The following is a 17,897-nucleotide window of genomic DNA, read 5'->3' as shown; positions in this document are numbered from 1 at the left end:
TCAGCCGAACCAGCCGTGCAGCATCCACGGCGCATGTGGATCGTTGCGGTCACGGAAGGCCCAGCCGCGCTGGCCATGCGCGGTTTCCACCACGTAGTAATCGCGGCGCGCATCGGCCTGGTCCCACCAGCCCGATTCGATCCGCTCCGGCCCGGTGACGATGCGCAGGCGGGGATCACGCAGCGGTTGCGGCGTGTCCAGCAGCCAGCCCGGACGCAGTGGCCAGTACGACGGAGGCTTGGCCGCAGGCTGGGTGCCGCTGGCGCGCTCGGGGCGGTGGTCGGCCTGTACGGCCAGCGACTGCACGGCGTCATCGCCCAGCCGCGCCCGCAGGCGCTCGCGCAGCTGGTTCCAAGGCATCGCCTGTGCCGGCCGGGTATCGAACAGGTCACGCGCGGCGGGCACGAACGGTGGCAGCTGTTCGGCCTGCAGGCGCAGTGCGCGGCTGCCGGCCGGCAGGGCGAACGCTTCCATGCGGTTGCGTGCGATCTCGAACAGCAGCGCGGGATCGCGCTCGGGTGCCAGCAGGCCGATGGTCAGCACGCTGGCCGGCAGCAGGTCATGCTCGAAGTGCAGGTCGAAGCGCTGTACGCCGCCATCGCGCGAGCACAGGAAGGCTGCCAGGTCCAGCAGCAGGCGGCGCAGCGGGAACAGCAGGGCCTGGCTGGATTCGATCTCGTATTCGAATTCGATGCGTGCATCGAAACGGTCCGGTGGCTGGTAGTAGCGCAGTGGCGCGGTGGGCAGGCCGCGCAGCGCATCCAGTTGCTGCAGCACCTCGGGTGAGAAGCGCCGGGCCAGGCTGTCGCGCGGCAGTTCGAGCACCGCACCCAGCGTGCGCAGACCGGAACGACCGAGCACGGTCACCGCTTCGCTGGGCAGGCCGCAGCGCGGCAACGGCAGCTGCGCCAGTGCCGCTGGCAGCTGCTGCGCATCGATGCCGAGGCCGTCGTGGACGTTGGCCAGCACGCGCGCGGCATGCGCGGTGGGTGCGGCCACCAGGCGGTGGCGGAAACCAAGCTCATGCAGTTCGCCGCGCAGGCGCTTTTCGATCGTCAGCCAGTCACCGAACAGGGCGCGACTGGCGCCGATCTCCATGACCAGCGCGTGCGGAAAATCGAGGCTGACCTGCGAGCTGTAGGCGTAGGCCCAACTGGCCAGCAGCTGCCGGGTGTGCTGTTCGGCGTTCGGGTCGTAGTCGTGCAGGTGCATGTCCTGCACCAGCACCTGTGCGGCCGACAGCAGCATGCCCGGGCGCAGTCCCGCTGCGCGTGCCGACGGGCTGACCGCTCGCAGCACGCGACGCTGCGCCGGCCCCTGCAGCAGCACCAGTGGCCGCTGCGGGTCCGGCTGCAGGCGCAGCACGCTGTCCAGTGCCAGCTGCGGCAACAACAGGCAGGCCCAATGCATGACGCGGCCTCAGTGGGCGATGGCCAGTGGCAACGGCTGCGCCGGTGGCAGGCCGCCACGGCACTTCAGCACCCGCACCTGGCCGTGGTCGAGCTGCAGGCGCAGGCTGGCCGGGGAGGGGTTGCGCGCTGCCTGCGCCTCGCGGAACACGAAGCCCAGGCACTGGCCGCTGTCGGCAGCCACCTGCAGCCGGCGCAGTGAGCGGTCGTCGGCCTGGTGTGGCCAGCACAGTACCGCCGCGCAGGCCGCAGAGCGCAGGCACTGTTCGGCGGCCCACAGCGCCTGTTTCGGTGCGGCGTGGATGATCTGCAGCTGGGCCAGGTCCAGCCCGGCCGCCGCCCAGGCCGGGGCATGCGGGCGATAGGGCGGGGCGACCAGCACGATCGGGCGGTCGCGCTGGCTCAGCTTCGCCAGCGCCGGCCAGACCAGGGCCAGCTCGCCCACGCCGGGCGCGGCCTGCAGCACCTCGCACAGCCCGCTGGCCGGCCAGCCACCGCCGGGCAGGCGCGCATCCAGTGCCGGGTGGCCGCTGGCCAGGTGATCGCTGGCCGGGCCCTGGCGGGCCGGGCCGCGCCACAGCTGGCGCCCGTCCAGCAGCCGGTCGAGGGCGACGACAGCACCCATCAGCCGGTCCTCCAAGGGAGGCGCCGGGTTGGCTTGAAGCGGCAGGAACGGGCGGAAACGGCAGGCATGGCGCGAGTATCGACGGGCCGGTATCAGGGGCTGAGACCGGACATGCTACTCGCCTTGTGAGTAGAATTACTAATGAAATCGGAAGGTCGGGTTTCAGGTTGCTGAAGGGGTAAAGGAGTGCCGACCAAGGTCGGCACCCACCCGGCATGGGAGGGAATGCCGACCAGGGTCGGCACCTACAGGCACGGGCACTCCCGGTTACGGGCGGACCGGCAGCGCGACCGGGCGCAGCGGCGCGGCATCGCCGCCGCGGATCTTCAGCGGGCCGCCGATGAAGGCGAACTCATAGACCTTGTCGCGGGCCAGTTCGTCCAGCGCCACCAGCTCGATGATCGGCGCGCCCTGCTGGGCCAGCAGGTAGGTGTGCAACGGCACGTAGTCGTCGGACACCTCCGAGGGGAAGGTCTCGAAGCTGAGGTTGTCGGCGCCGACGATCATCGCGCCGCTGTCCTCCACCAGGAAGCGCGCCGCGTCCAGGCCCATGCCCGGCGGGTTGGCCATGTACGCCTTCGGCTGTTCGAACAGGCGCATGCGGCCGGTGCGGATCAGCACCACGTCGCCCTGCTGCAGCTTCACCTGCTGGCGTGCCAGCGCATCCTTCAGGTCCTGGCGGGTGACGCGGTAGCTGTCCGGCAGCATGTCCACACCCTTGGCGCCGGCCACGTCGATCAGCACGCCACGCGCGATCAGCGGCGGGAATTTCTCGATGCCGGTGACATTCCAGCCACGGTCACCGAGGTGCTTGTCGGCCTCGAAGCCGTTCCAGATCTTTCCGTGGATGCCGAAATGGTTCAGCGCATCGATGTGGGTGCCGGTGTGGCTGTACATCGAGAACGCGGTGCCAGTGTAGCTGCGGGTGAGGTTCATGGTTTCACCCACGCCCATTGGATCATCCATCACCGTGCCGCGCGGGGTGTGGGTCATCCAGAACTGGTAGTGCGGGTCGCCGGCATCCTGCCAGCTGGGCATGCCGACGTAGTATTCGGTGGCCAGGTCATAGGCCTTGCCGCCGCTGACCCGCGACAGGATCGCCGCACGCGAGGCCTCGGTGATCAGGTTGAGGCGGCCGATCTCGTCCTTCGGCCCCCAGGGGCTGGTGCCGACCTGTTGGCCGGAGGGAACGCGTTCGTGCGCGGAAACGGTGGTGGAAGCGGCGGTGCCGGCCAGCAGCAGGGCCAGCGCGGTGGCCAGGGTACGTGAGGTCATGGGGAATCTCCTTGCAGGGTGGGGGACGGTGCGGCTCAGGCCGCGACCAGGTGCGCCAGGGCCTGGCGCAGTTGCGGCAGCGGCAGGGTCTGCAGGCGCAGGCCGTTGCCGCCGATCACGGTGGGAATGGAGCGGATGCCGAGGGTCGCGGCTTCGGCACGGTCAGCCTGCACACGCCGGGCTGCTGCGTCGCTGCGCATGTGGTCAGCGAAGGCGCCACGCGGGTGGCCCAGTGCTTCGGCGATATCCAGCAGTACTTCGGCGTCGCCGATGTTGCGGTGCTGGTGCAGGTGCGCCCACTGCACGGCATCGAACATCGCGCCATGGGCGTCGTTGCCACCGAGCATGCCGGCGGCTTGGCAGGCCAGTGCGCCGAGCCAGCCGGACGGATACTCGAAGTCCTGTGCACGCATGCCTTCGATATCGATGCGCGCAGTGTCTTCATGCGCGGCGCAGTCGGTCCAGTGGCGCAGGATGATCGCCTTGGCGCGCTCCATCGAGCCGAACACCTCGACCATCTGCGCCGCGAGTCCTGCAGCACGAAGCTGCGGTGACGCACCTGGATGCCGAGTTCGGCGGAGACCTGCTGCAGGCGCGGGGCCAGCACGAAGCACCAGCCGCAGACCACGTCGTGGAAGAAATCGACCACCGGCGCGGCGGTGGCGGGGGAAGGAACGGAAGACATCTGCCTGCCATCGGTGAGAGGGGAGGCGGCAGAGTAGGCAGCGCGGCGCGTCTGAAACAGCACGCCGCGGGCAGCTCAGTTTTCGCTGGCGGTTACGAATCCAGGCCAGCGCAGCCGGGCAGCTCGGCGTGCAGGAAATCGATGAAGGCACGCACCTTGGGCTGCAGGTGGCGCGAGGTGGGGTAGACCGCATGCACGAAGCGCGGCGGATAGCGGTGGTCGGGCAGCACCTGCTGCAGTTCGCCACGGGCCAGCGCCGGTGCCGCCAGGAACGAGGGCAGGGCGCCGATGCCCATGCCGGCCACCAGCAGGTCGCGCAGCAGCAGGCTGTTGTTGACGGTGACGCGCGCCGGCAGGGTGATCGTCACCTGGCCGTCGGGGCCGAGCAGCGGCCAGCTGCCGGGCGAGTCGGACAGGCTGTAGGCCAGCACGCTGTGCGCCTGCAGATCGTCCACCGCCTGCGGTGCCGGATGCTGCTGAAGGTAGGACGGAGCCGCGCACAGCACCTGCTGCAACGAGGCCAGGCGGCGCGCTACCAGTCGCGAGTCGTCCAGCTCGGCACGCAACCGCAGCGACACATCGAAACCTTCGCCCACCGCATCAAGCAGGCGGTCTTCCATCACAAGGTCCAGCGACAGTTGCGGATGCTGCTGCAGGAAGCGTGGCAGCAGCGGCGACAGCGTGCTCAGCGCGAATGATTGTGGTGCATTGACGCGCAGGCGCCCGGCCACGTCGCCGCGCTGTTCGGCGATGCCACGCTCCAATGCATCCAGCTCGTCGAGCAGCCGGCAGCATTCGCGGTAATAGGCGTGGCCGGTCTCAGTCAGGCTCATGCGCCGCGTGGTCCGCTGCAGCAGCACCACGCCCAGGTGCGCTTCCAGGGTGCGCAGCTGCTTGCTCAGGCCGGCCGGCGACATGCCCAGGTCTTCGGCGGCGCGGGCCAGCCCGCCGCGTTCGACGATGCGGCGGAAGGCACGCATCAGGTTGAAGGAATCCATGCCGGTCCCGGGCGCGATGAGGGCGCCATTGTAGATCCACGCCATGCATGGATGTGGGAAACGTGGTGCCGTCCACGATGGTCATCCACCGGGGAGCGCGCCGGGTTGCGCCGTTTGTTCAAGCCGGCGCCCCATACGCGGCGCCAGCATGCAGGCCCCTTACTTTCCGGATTGCCCATGAAGCACTGGATGCTCCGCCTGTATGCCCCGTTGTTCCTGCTGGGTTTCGTTGCCGTCGCCGTCGCCTGGGTCGGCCACCTCCACGGCGACCCACTATGGCTGCTGGCCTTGCTGGCGGTTGCCATCGCGGTCTCGTTCGCTGCCGAACGTGCTTGGCCGTATGACCCCGCGTTCAACCACGACCACGGCGACAGCCTGCGTGACACCCTGCATGCGCTGGTCAACGAGAGCCTGAACCTGCTGTCGATCGCGGCGGTGCCACTGCTGGCAGCCATCATTCCGTGGCAGGCCTGGCCGCTGCAGTGGCCATTCGCGCTGCAGGTGCTGCTGGCCGTCATCTGCGCCGATCTCGGCATCACCCTGGTGCACTACGCCAGCCATCGCATCGGCTGGCTGTGGCGGCTGCATGCGGTGCATCACAGCGTGACCCGCATGTATGGCTTCAACGGTCTGATGAAACACCCGCTGCACCAGGCGGCCGAAGCGGTGGGCGGCGTGCTGCCGCTGCTGCTGTTGGGCCTGCCGATGCCGGTAGCCGCGGTGCTGGCGTTCGCCATTGCCATCCAGCTGCTGCTGCAGCATTCCAACGTGGACATGCGCCCCGGCGTGCTGGGCCGGGTGATGGCCTGGGCACCGCTGCATCGCTTCCACCACATGCGTTACGGCACCGCCGGCGACGTCAACTTCGGCCTGTTCCTGACTGTCTGGGATCACCTGCTGGGGACCGCCTTCGATGCGTCCGGCTATCGGCTGCAGCAACGCGACCTCGGCATCGGCAGCCAGCCGGACTATCCGCGCGATTATCCCGGGCAGCTGCTGGCACCGTTCCGTGAACTGCCGCATGGCGAGGTGCCGGAGCTGCCGGAAGGTCTGCGCAGGCGCGGATGATGGGGCGTGTCAGGCCGCGTGCAGCTGCAGGCCCTGCAGCTGCGCGGCACTGATGCCGAACATGCGGCGCAGGCTGCGCGACAGATGGGCCAGGTCAGCGAATCCGGCCGCGTGCGCGCTGTCGGTCAGGTTGTGCCCGCGCAGATGATGCATCAGTGCGCTGCGCAGCCGTTGCCACAGCACCCAGCCGCGCAGGGTCACCGCCAGATCGGACTGGAAACGCCGATGCAGCTGGCTGGCCGACAGATGCGCCGCCTCGGCGATATCGGCAGCCGGCACCGGGCCGGGCAGGTGCTGGGCGATACGGGACAGCGCGGCCTGCACGCGGCGGTCCAGCGGTTGCGGGCGACTCAGCCGTGGCAGCCAGTCGTGCAGCGCCAGCGCGTTGCCCGGCAGCGCGTGCAGGTGCTGCTGGATCTGCCCGGGATCGGCATGCGCGGGTTCGAGGAACACCGTGCAGCCCGCTTCCGGCGCCGACAGGATTGCGTGCGGCTGGAATGACGGCAGCCACAGCCGTTGGCCCTGCTGCCGCACCCCATCAACCTCGACCTGCCAGAGCGCGCCGTCGCTCAGCAACAGTTGATGGGCGTAGTGCGCGTGCGTATCGCTGCCACCGGCGTGGCCCTGCAGCACGGCCACGTGAGCATCCAGCAGCAGCGTGCCGTTCCAAGGCAGGGCGGGAGAGGACATGGAGGAATTGTAGATCCACGCCATGCGTGGATGAACCTCCACCGGAATCGAATATCTCGTGTTGATTTGAAAAGCATCCACGCATGGCGTGGATCTACTGGCCACCAGCCAGCTGTCGAAGGCGGGGCACTGTGGGTTTGCGGGGTGTGAGCCGCATGGATGCGGCGACCAAGGCTACATGGACGTACTTGCGCCGTCCCCGCAGACCCACAGTGCCCCGCCATCCCACGGGATGCGGCATTTGATTCTGCTGTAGCGTTGGCCGTTGCCTCTGCGGGTGCCGGGCGCAGCCCGGCCGTCACCTCACCGCCCCTGCGGATCCGGCCGGTGATGTACGTACTCGACCACGGTGCCATCGGGATGCACCGCATTGAACGCCGCCCCGGTCGGTACCACCTGTAGCGGGAAGATGATTTCAGCGCCAGCCGCCACCAGCTTGTCGTGATAGGGCCGAACGTCATCGACCAGCAGTGTCCCCGTGGTCGAAGTGAACGGCGCCAGCGCCGCCTTGCTGCCCTCGATCAACAGGAACGCACCGACCATCGCCAGACGCAGGCCGGCCTCCGGAAACGGGAACCCGGCATCGGCCACCACGCCCTGCAACTGCTCGTAGAACGCCACGCTGCGCTCCAGCTCACCGGGGGCCACGAACACCCGGATCAGCACGCGCGGCGCGCGCTGGCTGGAGGTATCACAGCGGTCGCGCCAGAGATGGTCGAAGTCGCGATGTACGGTCATGGGCTCGATTCGTGGCCAGGGACCCTCATTATCAGCAGCCTCGCGCGGCGCGCTGATGACCGCCGGTGATGGCCTGATAACCAGTGGCTGGGGGCAGCCTGTGACTTAGGTCCTGTTGACAGGTGTGAACGCCCTCGCACAATCTTCACATGATTGGGTCGCCCTGCGCGGCCCGGACAGGCAGGTTGTCACGCCGGGAGGAGGGTCCCAGGCGCAGACCGGCCCGTCCTTCGGCCTGCGGGACGTTGCCTGGCAACCCCTGCGCGGCATGAACGCTGCACCCTTCGGCGGCACTTTCCCTGGACCGATTGCCTTGGCAACGGAATTACGCCTGCCGATGAAAACGTTTACAAAGCCGCTTGCACTGTCCCTGGCGCTGTCAGCCGCACTGGCCGCCCCGGCCTGGGCCGACCCCGCCGCGTTCACTGTGCTGACCCTGGAACAGGCCCCGACCGCCGAGGCCATGCCGGCCCTGGCCGCCCAGCTGAAGACCCTGCAGGTGGACGCGGTGAGCGTGCGCCAGGTGCAGCGCGGCATCGGCCAGGTTGATCCGCTGCAGGTGCTGGCCGATGGGCTGGGCTACGCGTACCGCTTCATTGCTGCGGGCAAGGACGATGGCCAGACCCAGCGTGGCCAGGCCGTGCTGACCCGGCTGCCGATTGCCGCTGAGTCCGGCCCGGACCAGCCGGGCCTGAACTACCTGCGCCTGGACGATGGTCGCCACACCGTGGCGGTCTACACCGATGCTGGTGCAGGTGCCGTGCAGCTGCCGGCGCTGGTCACCCGTTCGCGGCTGGGCGCACCGGCGGTGCTGCTCGGCGCAGTGGCTGGTGAATCGGCCAAGGCCGCAGGCTTCGACCCGGCACGTGTGGCGCTGGAAGCCGATGCCAGCTATTTCAGCGACGGCTTCCAGGCCGCCAGCAGTGCACCGTTCAAGGTGGAAGGCAGCGCCCTGCGTGCCACGCTGCTGACCCTGGCCTATGCCGCCGACAAGCACGGCGACACGCCCTGGATGGACACCACCCTCAATGCCGATGCGCGCTGCGCTGCTGCTGAAGGCGATGACCGAGGATGAGAAGTTCCAGATGCTGCACAGCTACTTCGGGCTGGGCAAGGACGGTGGCCCGCTGCCGGAAGGCGCGGTCGGGTCGGCCGGTTTCGTGCCGGGCGTGGCGCGCCTGGGCATTCCATCGCAGCAGTCGGCCGATGCCGGCGTCGGCGTGACCAATCCAGGCGGCATCCGCCCGGGCGACTTCGCCACCGCCATGCCGTCGGGCCCGTCCACCGCCTCCACCTGGAACCGTGCGGTCGCCTTTGCCGGCGGCGCAACGATGGGCCGCGAAGCGTGGCAGCAGCGCTTCAACATCCTGCTGTCCGGCAGCGTCAACCTGCAGCGCGACCCGCGCAACGGCCGTAACTTCGAATATGCCGGTGAAGATCCGCTGCTGGCCGGTTCGATGGTCGGCGCCCTGATCCAGGGCGTGCAGAGCCAGCACGTGATCTCGTCGATGAAGCACTTCGCGCTGAACGACATGGAGACCCGCCGCAACTTCCACGACGTGCGCATCGGCGAACAGGCCATGCACGAGTCGGACCTGCTGGCCTTCGAGATCGCGCTGGACGCCGGCCGCCCGGGCGTGGCGATGTGCTCGTACAACAAGATCAACGGTACCTACGGCTGCGAGAACGGCTACCTGATGAATCAGGTGCTGAAGCAGGAATGGAAGTTCCCCGGTTTCGTGATGTCCGACTGGGGCGGCGTGCACAGCGGTTCCAAGGCAGCGCTGGCCGGCCTGGACCAGCAGTCTGCCGGTGAAGTATTCGATGCAGCGGTGTTCTTCGATGAGCCGCTGCGCCTGGCCGTGCATGGTGGCGTGGTGCCGCAGGAACGCCTGAACGACATGGTGGCGCGCATCCTGCGCACGATGTTCCTGCACGGCAACTTCGACAACCCGCCGCAGCACCAGAAGGTCGATGCCGAGGCTGGCTTCGCCGTCGCCCAGCGCACGGTGGAAGAAGGCAGCGTGCTGCTGCGCAATGAAGGCAACCTGCTGCCGCTGGCCGACAGCGTGAAGCGCATCGTCATCATCGGCGGCCATGCCGACAAGGGCGTGATCGGTGGCGGTGGTTCGTCGATGGTGGGCGTGACCGCCAAGGGCACCAACGCGGTGCCGGGCGTGCTGCCGACCACCTGGCCGGGCCCGGTGATCTTCCACCCGTCCTCGCCGCTGGAATCGCTGCGTGCGGCGCGTCCGGATGCAACCATCGAGTATGTGGACGGCAGCAATGCCGCCGCTGCGGCCAAGGCCGCCGCGCAGGCCGACGTGGCCATCGTGTTCGCCACCCAGTGGGCGGCCGAATCGGTGGACCTGCCGGACATGCAGCTGCCGGACAAGCAGGACGCACTGATTTCGGCGGTGGCCAAGGCCAACCCGAAGACCGTGCTGGTGCTGGAAACCAACGGCCCGGTGCGCACGCCGTGGCTGGCGCAGGTGCCGGCGATGCTGCAGGCCTGGTACCCGGGTATCCGCGGTGGCGAAGGCATTGCCGCACTGCTGACCGGCCAGGTCAATCCGTCCGGGCGCCTGCCGGTGACCTGGGTAGTGGATGAATCGCAGCTGCCGCGCCCGCACATCGACGGCCTCGGCTTCAAGCCGGCCAAGCCGTTCGGCGATGTGTTCGATTTCGATATCGAAGGCGCCAACGTCGGCTACAAGTGGATGGCGGCCAAGGGCCTGACCCCGACCTTCGCCTTCGGTCACGGCCTGTCCTACACCTCGTTCGCCTACGAGAATCTGAAGGTGAGCGTGGAAGGATCGCGCCTGGTCGCCAGCGTCGACATCCGCAACACCGGCAAGCGCGCCGGTGCCGACGTGGCCCAGCTGTACCTGAAGTTGCCGGCTGGCAGCACCACGCCGATCCGCCTGATCGGCTACGACAAGGTGACCCTGCAGCCGGGCGAACAGCGCCGCATCCGCATCGAAGCCGAGCCGAAGACGCTGGCTCACTACGATGCGCAGGCCCGCCAGTGGAAGATCGATGGCGGCACCTACCAGGTGCAGTTGTCGCGCAACGCCGCCGAACCGCTGCAGACGGTGGACGTACAGCTGGTGGAGCAGGTGCTGCGCTGATGCCTGAAGGCATGGCCCCGCAAGGGGCCATGCAAAAAAGGGGACGGAGGGGATTAAGTCGTTTATGCATAAACGACTTAATCCCCTCCGTCCCCTTTTTTCAGGTGACAAACCACCCGCGCAGGAAATCGATCAGCTGCCGCACCTTCGGTGAGGGCTGCGTGCTGTGCGGGTAGACCGCGTACACGCTCTGCTGCGGGAACCGGTGCTGGCGCAGCACCGGGCGCAGCCGGTCCTGGGCCAGGTCGTCCTCGATCAGCCAGCGTGGCAGCACGGTGACTCCGGCGCCGGCCACGGCGAAGGCGCGCAGGCTGCTGGCACCATCCACGCGCACAACTGCATTGCCCGGGTTGGTGGCGAACAGGGCGTCGCTGCCATCCGGTGCCACCACCGGCACGTCGGCCAGGCGTGGGTAGCCGAGGCGGGGCAGGGTGCCCAGCTGCACGGGGTCATCGGCAGCATCGGCGGAGGGCAGGCGTGCCAGCAGGGACGGAGCCGCCACCGCGCATAGTGGGTGCCGTTCCAGCTCACTGGCATGCAGGCCGGAATCGGGCAGGCGGCCGAGGCGGATCGCCAGGTCGAAACGTTCGGGAATCAGGTCCGCCGGCGCGGGTGACGTCGACAGGTGCAGCTGCAGAGCCGGATGCCGCGCACGGAACGCCTCCAACGCAGGAATCAGGCGCAGCTGGGCGTACTCTGGGGTGGTGGTCAGGCGCAGCACGCCCTGCAGCTGATGCTGGTCGCGGCGGGCGGCATCGATCGCCGCCTGTGCGGCGTCCAGCGCCTGCACGCAGTGCTGCAGGAACTGTTCGCCGGCCTCGGTCAGGGCCAGGTGGCGGGTACTGCGCAGCAGCAGGGTCACGCCCAGCTCCTGCTCCAGCCGCTTCAGGTTGAAGCTGACCACCGCACGGCTCAGGCCCAGGCGATCGGCGGCAGCGGTCAGGCTGCCGGCCTCGACCACTGCACGGAAGATATCGAAGCGATCGAGGCTGACCATGGCAATTCATTGTCAAAGAAGATTTGACAGTGTTGCAGTTGCTGTCGTGTTTTTCCAACAAGGCCCGCACGGCATGCTGGCCGCTTCCCTGCTGGAGCGTCGTCGATGCCGTCCCCCCGCCTGCGCCATGAGGCCATCTTCCTGCTGGTGTTCGCTCTGGATCTGGTCAACATGTTCATCGCCACGGTGGCCTATCCGGCGCTGGCGGCGGAACTGCATGCCGACGTCGGTACCCTGGCCTGGGTCGGCACCGCCTACATGCTGGGCCTGAGCGTGGTGATTCCGCTGGCACCCTGGCTGGCCGCGCGCTGTGGTGAGCGCCGCTTGTTGCTGGTGGCGTTGCTGCTGTTCGCCGCCTCCGCAGTGTTGGCCGGGGCTGCACCGGGTATTGGCTGGCTGTTGGGCTGGCGCCTGCTGCAGGGCCTGGCTGGTGGCCTGCTGATTCCGGTGGCACAGGCGGCAGCGTACCGGCACTGCACGCCCGACCAGCGTGGCGCGCTGACCCGCCGCATCCTGCTGGTGGCGCTGCTGGTGCCGGCACTGGCGCCTGCGCTCGGTGGGCTGCTGGTGCAGTGGTTGTCCTGGCGCGGTGTGCTCTGGGCCAGCCTGCCGCTGGCCGTGGTGGCGATTGGACTGGTGCTGGCGTGGATGCCGGCCGATGGCGCGCGTAGTGCGCCACGCCTGCAGGCCTATGCGCTGTCCACCGCGATGGCGGCGCTGGGCGCGCTACTGCTGGCGTTGACCTGGCTGGGCGAGCCCGGACATCGCGGCGCCGGTGCCGTGTTGCTGCTGGTCGCACTGCTGCTGGCGGCGGCCCACCTGCGGCATGCACGGCAGCAGGCGCAGCCCCTGCTGCGCTGGTCGTTGCTGTCCCATCGGGGCCTGCGCCTGGCGATGCTGATCTATCTGGCCGTACCCGGTGTGTTCATCGGCAGCCAGCTGGTCAGTACCCTGCAGTTGCACCAGGCCGGCTATAGTGCCGCGCGCATCGGCGCGCTGATGCTGCCGTGGGCGCTGGCCTCGGCCATTGCGATCACGGCCAGCAAGCGCCTGCTGACCCGCTTCGGCCCAGCCACGGTACTGCGCGCCGGCATGCTGCTGCAGGCCGGCGGCCTGCTGTTGATGGCGCTGCTGCCACACCCGGTCTTTGCTATTGCAGCATTGCTGTTTGCCTTGATGGGCGCCGGCGGCAGCCTGTGCAGCAGCACGGCGCAGACGCTGGCCTTCCATGGGGTCGATGGCGAAGCATTGGGCGATGCCAGTGCGCTCTGGAACCTCAATCGCCAGCTCAGCTTCTGCCTGGGCACCGCGGCCATCGCGCTGCTGCTGGCCTTGGCCATGCAGTGGCTGCCGGCCCGCGGCACCGGCGTGGCGCTGGGTCTGGCCGCCGTACTGACCCTGCTGCCGATGGCGTTGCTGCGCCGGCCGCAGTTGCTCACCCTTTCGCAACCGGAGAACACCTGATGTATACCACCGCAGAACACGAAGTCCACCACCTGCACGACAAGCTGCAGGCCTGGTTCGGCGCCGACGTCGGCACCGACGCACTGGAGAACCTGATGGCGCATTTCTGCGCGGACTTCAGCATGGTCGGTATCGCTGGACAAAGGCTGGATCGGAATGCCTTGCAGGCACTGTTCGCGGGTGGCCATGGCGCGCGTCCAGGGCTGCAGATTTCCATCGACGCCGTGCAGGCGGTGGAGGCGCCATCACCGCTGGCGGTGCTGCGCTATCGCGAAGGGCATGCGATCGATGGCGGCGAGCCCGTATGGCGGGAATCGCTGGCGGTGCTGCGGCAGGAAGAGGGGCGTTGGCGCTGGCTGGCGCTGCATGAGGTAACGGCAGCCTGATCGGTAGTGCCGGCCGCTGGCCGGCAACCGCGTACCGTGCCCGAGGTGGATGAAGTTGCCGGCCAGCGGCCGGCACTACCGGTTGCCGACGAGCGCAGCAGCTGGTCGCACATGTGCCATCAGTCCTGCCTGCATCCACCGCAGAATGCAAAGCCTGCACACACTTCACGGCTCAAGGCAGGAGTAGGCTTGAAGCTTTCCTGCCGGGAGGGGTTGTCCATGCGTGTGCGTGCCGTCGCTGTAGCCATTGCCCTTTGCCTGTCCAGCACCGTGCTGGCCGTCGAAACCCCGCCGATGACCCCGGACATCAGCGGCAAGCCCTTCGTTGCCCCTGATGTCGGTCGTGACTACGACAAGCGCGTGGTGATGGTGCCGATGCGCGATGGTACCAAGCTGTATACGGTGATCGTGGTGCCCAAGGGCGCGCAATGCCCCGATCCTGCTCACCCGCACGCCTTACGATGCTGCCGGCCGCGCCAGCCGCAGTGATTCGCCGCGCATGCGTGACCTGCTGCCGCAGGGCGACGAGGTATTTGTCGATGGCGGTTACATCCGCGTATTCCAGGACATCCGCGGCAAGTACGGCTCCGAGGGCGATTACGTGATGACCCGGCCGCTGCGCGGGCCGTTGAACAACACCAGGGTGGACCACTCCACCGACGCCTGGGACACCATCGACTGGCTGGTGAAGAACGTGCCGGAGAGCAACGGCAAGGTCGGTATGCTCGGCTCGTCGTACGAGGGCTTCACCGTGGTGATGGCGCTGACCGAACCGCACCCGGCGCTGAAGGTGGCCGCGCCGCAGAGCCCGATGGTCGATGGCTGGATGGGCGACGACTGGCTCAACTACGGCGCGTTCCGCCAGGTCAATTTCAACTACTTCGCGATGCAGACCGAGAAGCGCGGCAAGGGCACGCCGCTGCCCAGCCTCGGCTACGATGACTACAGCACCTTCCTGCGTATCGGTTCGGCTGGCGACTACGCGCGTTTCACCGGCGTGGACCAGCTGACCTGGTGGAAGAAACTGGTCGAGCACCCGGCCTATGACGGCTTCTGGCAGGGCCAGGCGCTGGACGCGGTAATGGCGAAAACACCGTTGAAGGTGCCGACCATGTGGCTGCAGGGCCTGTGGGACCAGGAAGACATGTGGGGTGCCAACCACGCCTACCAGGCAATGGAAGGGCGCGACAGCGGCAACAACCGCAACTACCTGGTGATGGGGCCGTGGCGGCACAGCCAGGTGAATTACAGTGGCAGCGAGCTGGGCGCGCTGAAGTTCGATGGTGATACCGCACTGCAGTTCCGCCGCGACGTGCTCAAGCCGTTCTTCGACCAGTATCTGGTGGACGGTGCGCCGAAGGCGGACACGCCGCCGGTGCTGATCTACAACACCGGCGAGAACCACTGGGATCGCCTGAAGGGTTGGCCTCGCAGCTGCGACAAGGGTTGCACCGCCAGCAGGAAGCCGCTGTACCTGCGTGCCGGCGGCAAGCTGGCGTTCCAGGCGCCGGCGGTGGGCGAGGGTGACTTCGAGGAATACGTGTCCGACCCGGCCAAGCCGGTGCCGTTCGTGCCGCGTCCGGTGCGTTTCGGGGACCGTGACATGTGGACCACCTGGCTGGTCAAGGATCAGCGCTTCGTTGATGGCCGCCCTGACGTGCTGACCTTCATCACCGAACCGCTGACCGCGCCGCTGCGCATCGGCGGCGCGCCGGTGGTGCACCTGCAGGCCTCGACCAGCGGCACCGACAGCGACTGGGTGGTGAAGCTGATCGACGTGTATCCGGACCAGGAAGCGTCGACGCCGGAGATGGGCGGCTACGAGCTGCCGGTGTCGCTGGCGATCTTCCGTGGCCGCTATCGCGAGAGCTTCAGCGATCCGAAGCCGCTGGCCGCCAACGAGGTGCTGCCGTACCGCTTCGACCTGCCCAACGCCAACCACACCTTCCAGAAGGGGCACCGGGTGATGGTGCAGGTGCAGTCCAGTCTGTTCCCGCTGTATGACCGCAACCCGCAGACCTACGTGCCGAACGTCTACCTGGCCAAGCCCGGCGATTACCAGAAGGCCACGCAGCGGGTCTGGCACAGCGCGGCGCAGGCCAGTTACATCGATCTGCCGGTGTATTGAGGTTGATGAGGTGCGCCGGGTGCGCGATACCCGGCGGTGCGCGGTCGTGCCGGCCGCTGGCCGGCATCCGTGATGGCGTGAAGCAGAAGCTGCTATCCGACCTTTGAGGGTCCGGTGCGCCAGCGGCTGGGTACCAGGCCGAAACGCTTGCGGAATGCAGCCGCGAAGTTGCTGGGGTGGCGGTAACCACTGGCGGCCGCAGCCTGCTCGACAGTCCAGCCGTCTTCGCGCAGGCCCTGCTCGGCGTGGCGCATGCGTTGTTCGTGCAGGTAGTCGAACACCGAGCAGCCGTACTGCTGGGCGAAATGACGGCGCAGCGAACTTGGGCTCATGCAGGCCAGCTGGGCCAGTTCGATCAGACTATGCGCGTGGCTGGGATCGTCATGCAGGTAGGCACGCACGCGTTCCAGGCGCTCGCGCTGGCCAGCCCGCAGCGTTCGCACATGATCGGTCTGCAGATCCTCGGCCTTCAGCCCAACGGCCAGCAGCTGCAGTGCGACGCCTTCGCGCCACAACGCGTCGATGCCGTCCTCCCATGGGCTTTCGAACAGCTGGCCCAGCACCGGCAGCAGGGTATGCGGAATGGTCCAGTGGCGGCATTCCAGGTGGGTGTTGAGCGCGGTCTCCAACTGTGGCAGCTGGAACAGGTCCGGATCGATCTGGCCGGGCACCATCACGCTGACGCCGCGCATGCGCGTTTCGCCAGGATGCGCACCCGTCATCTCAACCTGTTCGCGGTGGTGCGCGGTCATCGCCGTACCAGCACGCAGGGTGAAACCACCACGTCGCGGAATGCGCACATCAACCTGGCCCTGCAGCATCACGCGGATGGCCAGGCCGGGACTCTGCTGGGCGGTGGCGACATAAGGGAAGCGATTATGGACGTCGGAGGCGATCAGGCTCATGCCGCCGCGCAGGAACTGCTCGTTGACCTCGCCATGGCCGGCCCACTGGTCGTCGCGCAGGTGTTCCGGGTCGGCGCGGTAATCGAAGCCATGGCGGTGGCCGAAGCGGCGGTAATCAGCAAAAGTGAAATATCGGGACATCGCTCGGCACGTGCTTTGGAGGTGGACGCTGGCATTACCTCGCCCACGCGCTCTGCAATGCAGATGCAGATCCCGTCGTTACCCGTGCAGACATGCTGGGAAGCAGGGGCGTGGGCACGCTGGATGGTGGGGGAACACCAGGTTGAATGGAATGTGTCGAAGAAACTGGAAACGTTTCCCATTGTCGCCTTGATTCGCGCGCTTTTGATTTCAATATGGTCAAAACGATTGACGATTACGGCCAAAGTGAAAATGCCGCCGAACATACGCCAGCGTTTTGCATGCATATCCGTACGCAATTCCATACATCAACTTGAGTTGAGGTTTCATGGCTGGAACGATCACCCGTAGACGCGATGTCGGCCGCGCCATCACGAGCGGGCGCGTAGGGTGGGGCGGTTGGCCATTGCAGGTCACATCGATACCCCCACTGATGGAGAACGCAGATGATTGACTACCAGCTCACCGGCAAGACCGCGATCGTGACCGGCGGCGTGTCCGGTATCGGCCTGGCCGTGGCGCAGACGCTGGCCGCATCCGGTGCCCGTATTTCGGTCTGGGACCTGAAGCAGGATGCAGTCGATGCCACCGTGACGCAGCTGCGCAGTGCCGGTGCACAGGCCATCGGCATTGCACTGGACGTTACAGACGACGCGGCCGTGGAGGCGGCGGTGCAGCGCACGATCAAGGAACTCGACGGCCTGCATGTGGCAGTCAACAACGCCGGTATCGGCGGGCCGGCCGCAAGCAGCGGTGACTATCCGATCGATGGCTGGCAGCGGGTAATCGACGTCAACCTCACCAGTGTGTTCCTGTGCCAGCGTGCGCAGATCCAGGCGATGCGCACGGCCGGAACCGGTGGCAGCATCATCAACATGGCCTCGATCCTGGGCCAGGTGGGCTATGCCGGTTCCACCGCGTACGTGGCGGCCAAGCACGGCGTGGTCGGGCTGACCCAGACCGCCGCCTGGGAGCATGCGGCCGACGGCATCCGTGTCAACGCGGTCGGCCCGGGCTTCATCAGCACGCCGCTGCTGGAGAAGATGGACCCGAAGGTGCGCGCCACGCTGGAAGGCCGCCACGCGTTGAAGCGGCTGGGCACGGCCGAGGAAGTGGCGGCGCTGGTTGCCTGGCTGGCCAGCGACGACGCCTCGTTCGCGACCGGCACATACTATGCGATCGATGGTGGTTATCTGGCGCAATGATCGAGTGCGTGAAGGTTACGCATGGCGATGGCCAGTAGATCCAGGCCATGCG

The 17,897-nt window shown here is 67.6% G+C and carries 13 protein-coding genes and 3 pseudogenes; 7 read left to right on the top strand and 9 right to left on the bottom strand.

Annotated elements, in window-relative coordinates; genetic code table 11:
- From ACZK2V_RS13585 to ACZK2V_RS13565, 5 genes and pseudogenes are all read right to left on the bottom strand, one after another.
- Positions 1-1,410 carry a Y-family DNA polymerase gene (locus tag ACZK2V_RS13585; protein ID WP_414578030.1) on the bottom strand — a complete coding sequence of 470 codons (1,410 nt, stop codon included), beginning with the start codon at positions 1,408-1,410 and terminating at the stop codon, positions 1-3.
- Positions 1,411-1,419: 9 nt separating this feature from the next.
- A complete protein-coding gene (gene imuA / locus ACZK2V_RS13580) occupies positions 1,420-2,034 on the bottom strand; it encodes a translesion DNA synthesis-associated protein ImuA (RefSeq protein WP_012511391.1) in 615 nt (204 codons plus the stop codon).
- Between the two features lie 267 nt (positions 2,035-2,301).
- Positions 2,302-3,309: a cyclase family protein gene (locus ACZK2V_RS13575; protein WP_049422824.1), complete on the bottom strand. Its 1,008-nt coding sequence runs from the start codon at positions 3,307-3,309 to the stop codon at positions 2,302-2,304.
- A gap of 35 nt (positions 3,310-3,344) precedes the next feature.
- Positions 3,345-3,994, bottom strand: a pseudogene (locus tag ACZK2V_RS13570) (DsbA family oxidoreductase).
- Between the two features lie 92 nt (positions 3,995-4,086).
- Complete coding sequence (locus ACZK2V_RS13565; RefSeq protein ID WP_180862776.1) at positions 4,087-5,037, bottom strand: LysR family transcriptional regulator; 951 nt, start codon at positions 5,035-5,037, stop codon at positions 4,087-4,089.
- A gap of 132 nt (positions 5,038-5,169) precedes the next feature.
- Between ACZK2V_RS13565 and ACZK2V_RS13560 the strand changes: the two genes are divergently transcribed.
- The gene (locus tag ACZK2V_RS13560) at positions 5,170-6,060 is read left to right on the top strand and encodes a sterol desaturase family protein (protein WP_049422822.1); all 891 of its coding nucleotides are present in this window, start codon (positions 5,170-5,172) and stop codon (positions 6,058-6,060) included.
- 9 nt (positions 6,061-6,069) lie between these two features.
- Here the strand turns inward: ACZK2V_RS13560 and ACZK2V_RS13555 are convergent, their stop codons facing one another.
- Both ACZK2V_RS13555 and ACZK2V_RS13550 read right to left on the bottom strand, forming a co-directional pair.
- Positions 6,070-6,774, bottom strand: a complete 705-nt coding sequence (locus ACZK2V_RS13555; protein ID WP_486322487.1) for a helix-turn-helix domain-containing protein — start codon at positions 6,772-6,774, stop codon at positions 6,070-6,072.
- A gap of 279 nt (positions 6,775-7,053) precedes the next feature.
- Complete coding sequence (locus tag ACZK2V_RS13550) at positions 7,054-7,488, bottom strand: VOC family protein (RefSeq protein WP_049422820.1); 435 nt, start codon at positions 7,486-7,488, stop codon at positions 7,054-7,056.
- A 337-nt stretch (positions 7,489-7,825) separates the two neighbouring features.
- Between ACZK2V_RS13550 and ACZK2V_RS13545 the strand changes: the two are divergent.
- A pseudogene (locus tag ACZK2V_RS13545) lies at positions 7,826-10,619 on the top strand (beta-glucosidase).
- A gap of 100 nt (positions 10,620-10,719) precedes the next feature.
- Here the strand turns inward: ACZK2V_RS13545 and ACZK2V_RS13540 are convergent.
- Complete coding sequence (locus ACZK2V_RS13540; RefSeq protein WP_180845398.1) at positions 10,720-11,616, bottom strand: LysR family transcriptional regulator; 897 nt, start codon at positions 11,614-11,616, stop codon at positions 10,720-10,722.
- Positions 11,617-11,721: 105 nt separating this feature from the next.
- Between ACZK2V_RS13540 and ACZK2V_RS13535 the strand changes: the two genes are divergently transcribed.
- The 3 genes and pseudogenes from ACZK2V_RS13535 (at position 11,722) to ACZK2V_RS13525 (ending at position 15,594) form a co-directional block, all read left to right on the top strand.
- Positions 11,722-13,080: an MFS transporter gene (locus ACZK2V_RS13535; protein ID WP_486322486.1), complete on the top strand. Its 1,359-nt coding sequence runs from the start codon at positions 11,722-11,724 to the stop codon at positions 13,078-13,080.
- A complete protein-coding gene (locus ACZK2V_RS13530; protein WP_486322485.1) occupies positions 13,080-13,466 on the top strand; it encodes a DUF4440 domain-containing protein in 387 nt (128 codons plus the stop codon). The genes ACZK2V_RS13535 and ACZK2V_RS13530 overlap by 1 nt, the downstream gene beginning before the upstream one ends.
- A 219-nt stretch (positions 13,467-13,685) precedes the next feature.
- A pseudogene (locus ACZK2V_RS13525) lies at positions 13,686-15,594 on the top strand (CocE/NonD family hydrolase).
- Between the two features lie 92 nt (positions 15,595-15,686).
- Here ACZK2V_RS13525 and ACZK2V_RS13520 read toward each other — a convergent pair.
- Entirely contained in the window at positions 15,687-16,640 is a 954-nt protein-coding gene (locus tag ACZK2V_RS13520) for a helix-turn-helix transcriptional regulator (RefSeq protein ID WP_486322484.1), read from the bottom strand.
- A 57-nt stretch (positions 16,641-16,697) separates the two neighbouring features.
- Between ACZK2V_RS13520 and ACZK2V_RS13515 the strand changes: the two genes are divergently transcribed.
- Together ACZK2V_RS13515 and ACZK2V_RS13510 are read left to right on the top strand one after the other, a co-directional pair.
- Entirely contained in the window at positions 16,698-16,991 is a 294-nt protein-coding gene (locus ACZK2V_RS13515) for a hypothetical protein (RefSeq protein WP_125894599.1), read from the top strand.
- A gap of 95 nt (positions 16,992-17,086) precedes the next feature.
- Positions 17,087-17,845: an SDR family NAD(P)-dependent oxidoreductase gene (locus ACZK2V_RS13510; protein ID WP_049398446.1), complete on the top strand. Its 759-nt coding sequence runs from the start codon at positions 17,087-17,089 to the stop codon at positions 17,843-17,845.
- The last annotated feature ends 52 nt before the right edge of the window (positions 17,846-17,897 follow it).

It is taken from the genome of Stenotrophomonas sp. 93052_Sma (assembly GCF_056481145.1).
The sequence above is the reverse complement of the archived record's forward strand: the minus strand, read 5'-3'. Positions and strand labels throughout refer to the sequence as shown.

Bases quoted from the DNA above. Each gene is read 5' to 3' on its own strand.
- ACZK2V_RS13560 (WP_049422822.1), top strand. From the start codon at position 5,170: ATGAAGCACTGGATGCTCCGCCTGTATGCCCCGTTGTTCCTGCTGGGT.
- ACZK2V_RS13520 (WP_486322484.1), bottom strand. From the start codon at position 16,640: ATGTCCCGATATTTCACTTTTGCTGATTACCGCCGCTTCGGCCACCGC.
- imuA (WP_012511391.1), bottom strand. From the start codon at position 2,034: ATGGGTGCTGTCGTCGCCCTCGACCGGCTGCTGGACGGGCGCCAGCTG.
- ACZK2V_RS13575 (WP_049422824.1), bottom strand. From the start codon at position 3,309: ATGACCTCACGTACCCTGGCCACCGCGCTGGCCCTGCTGCTGGCCGGC.
- ACZK2V_RS13550 (WP_049422820.1), bottom strand. From the start codon at position 7,488: ATGACCGTACATCGCGACTTCGACCATCTCTGGCGCGACCGCTGTGAT.
- ACZK2V_RS13530 (WP_486322485.1), top strand. From the start codon at position 13,080: ATGTATACCACCGCAGAACACGAAGTCCACCACCTGCACGACAAGCTG.
- ACZK2V_RS13540 (WP_180845398.1), bottom strand. From the start codon at position 11,616: ATGGTCAGCCTCGATCGCTTCGATATCTTCCGTGCAGTGGTCGAGGCC.
- ACZK2V_RS13510 (WP_049398446.1), top strand. From the start codon at position 17,087: ATGATTGACTACCAGCTCACCGGCAAGACCGCGATCGTGACCGGCGGC.
- ACZK2V_RS13515 (WP_125894599.1), top strand. From the start codon at position 16,698: ATGCAGATGCAGATCCCGTCGTTACCCGTGCAGACATGCTGGGAAGCA.
- ACZK2V_RS13585 (WP_414578030.1), bottom strand. From the start codon at position 1,410: ATGCATTGGGCCTGCCTGTTGTTGCCGCAGCTGGCACTGGACAGCGTG.
- ACZK2V_RS13535 (WP_486322486.1), top strand. From the start codon at position 11,722: ATGCCGTCCCCCCGCCTGCGCCATGAGGCCATCTTCCTGCTGGTGTTC.
- ACZK2V_RS13555 (WP_486322487.1), bottom strand. From the start codon at position 6,774: ATGGCGTGGATCTACAATTCCTCCATGTCCTCTCCCGCCCTGCCTTGG.
- ACZK2V_RS13565 (WP_180862776.1), bottom strand. From the start codon at position 5,037: ATGGCGTGGATCTACAATGGCGCCCTCATCGCGCCCGGGACCGGCATG.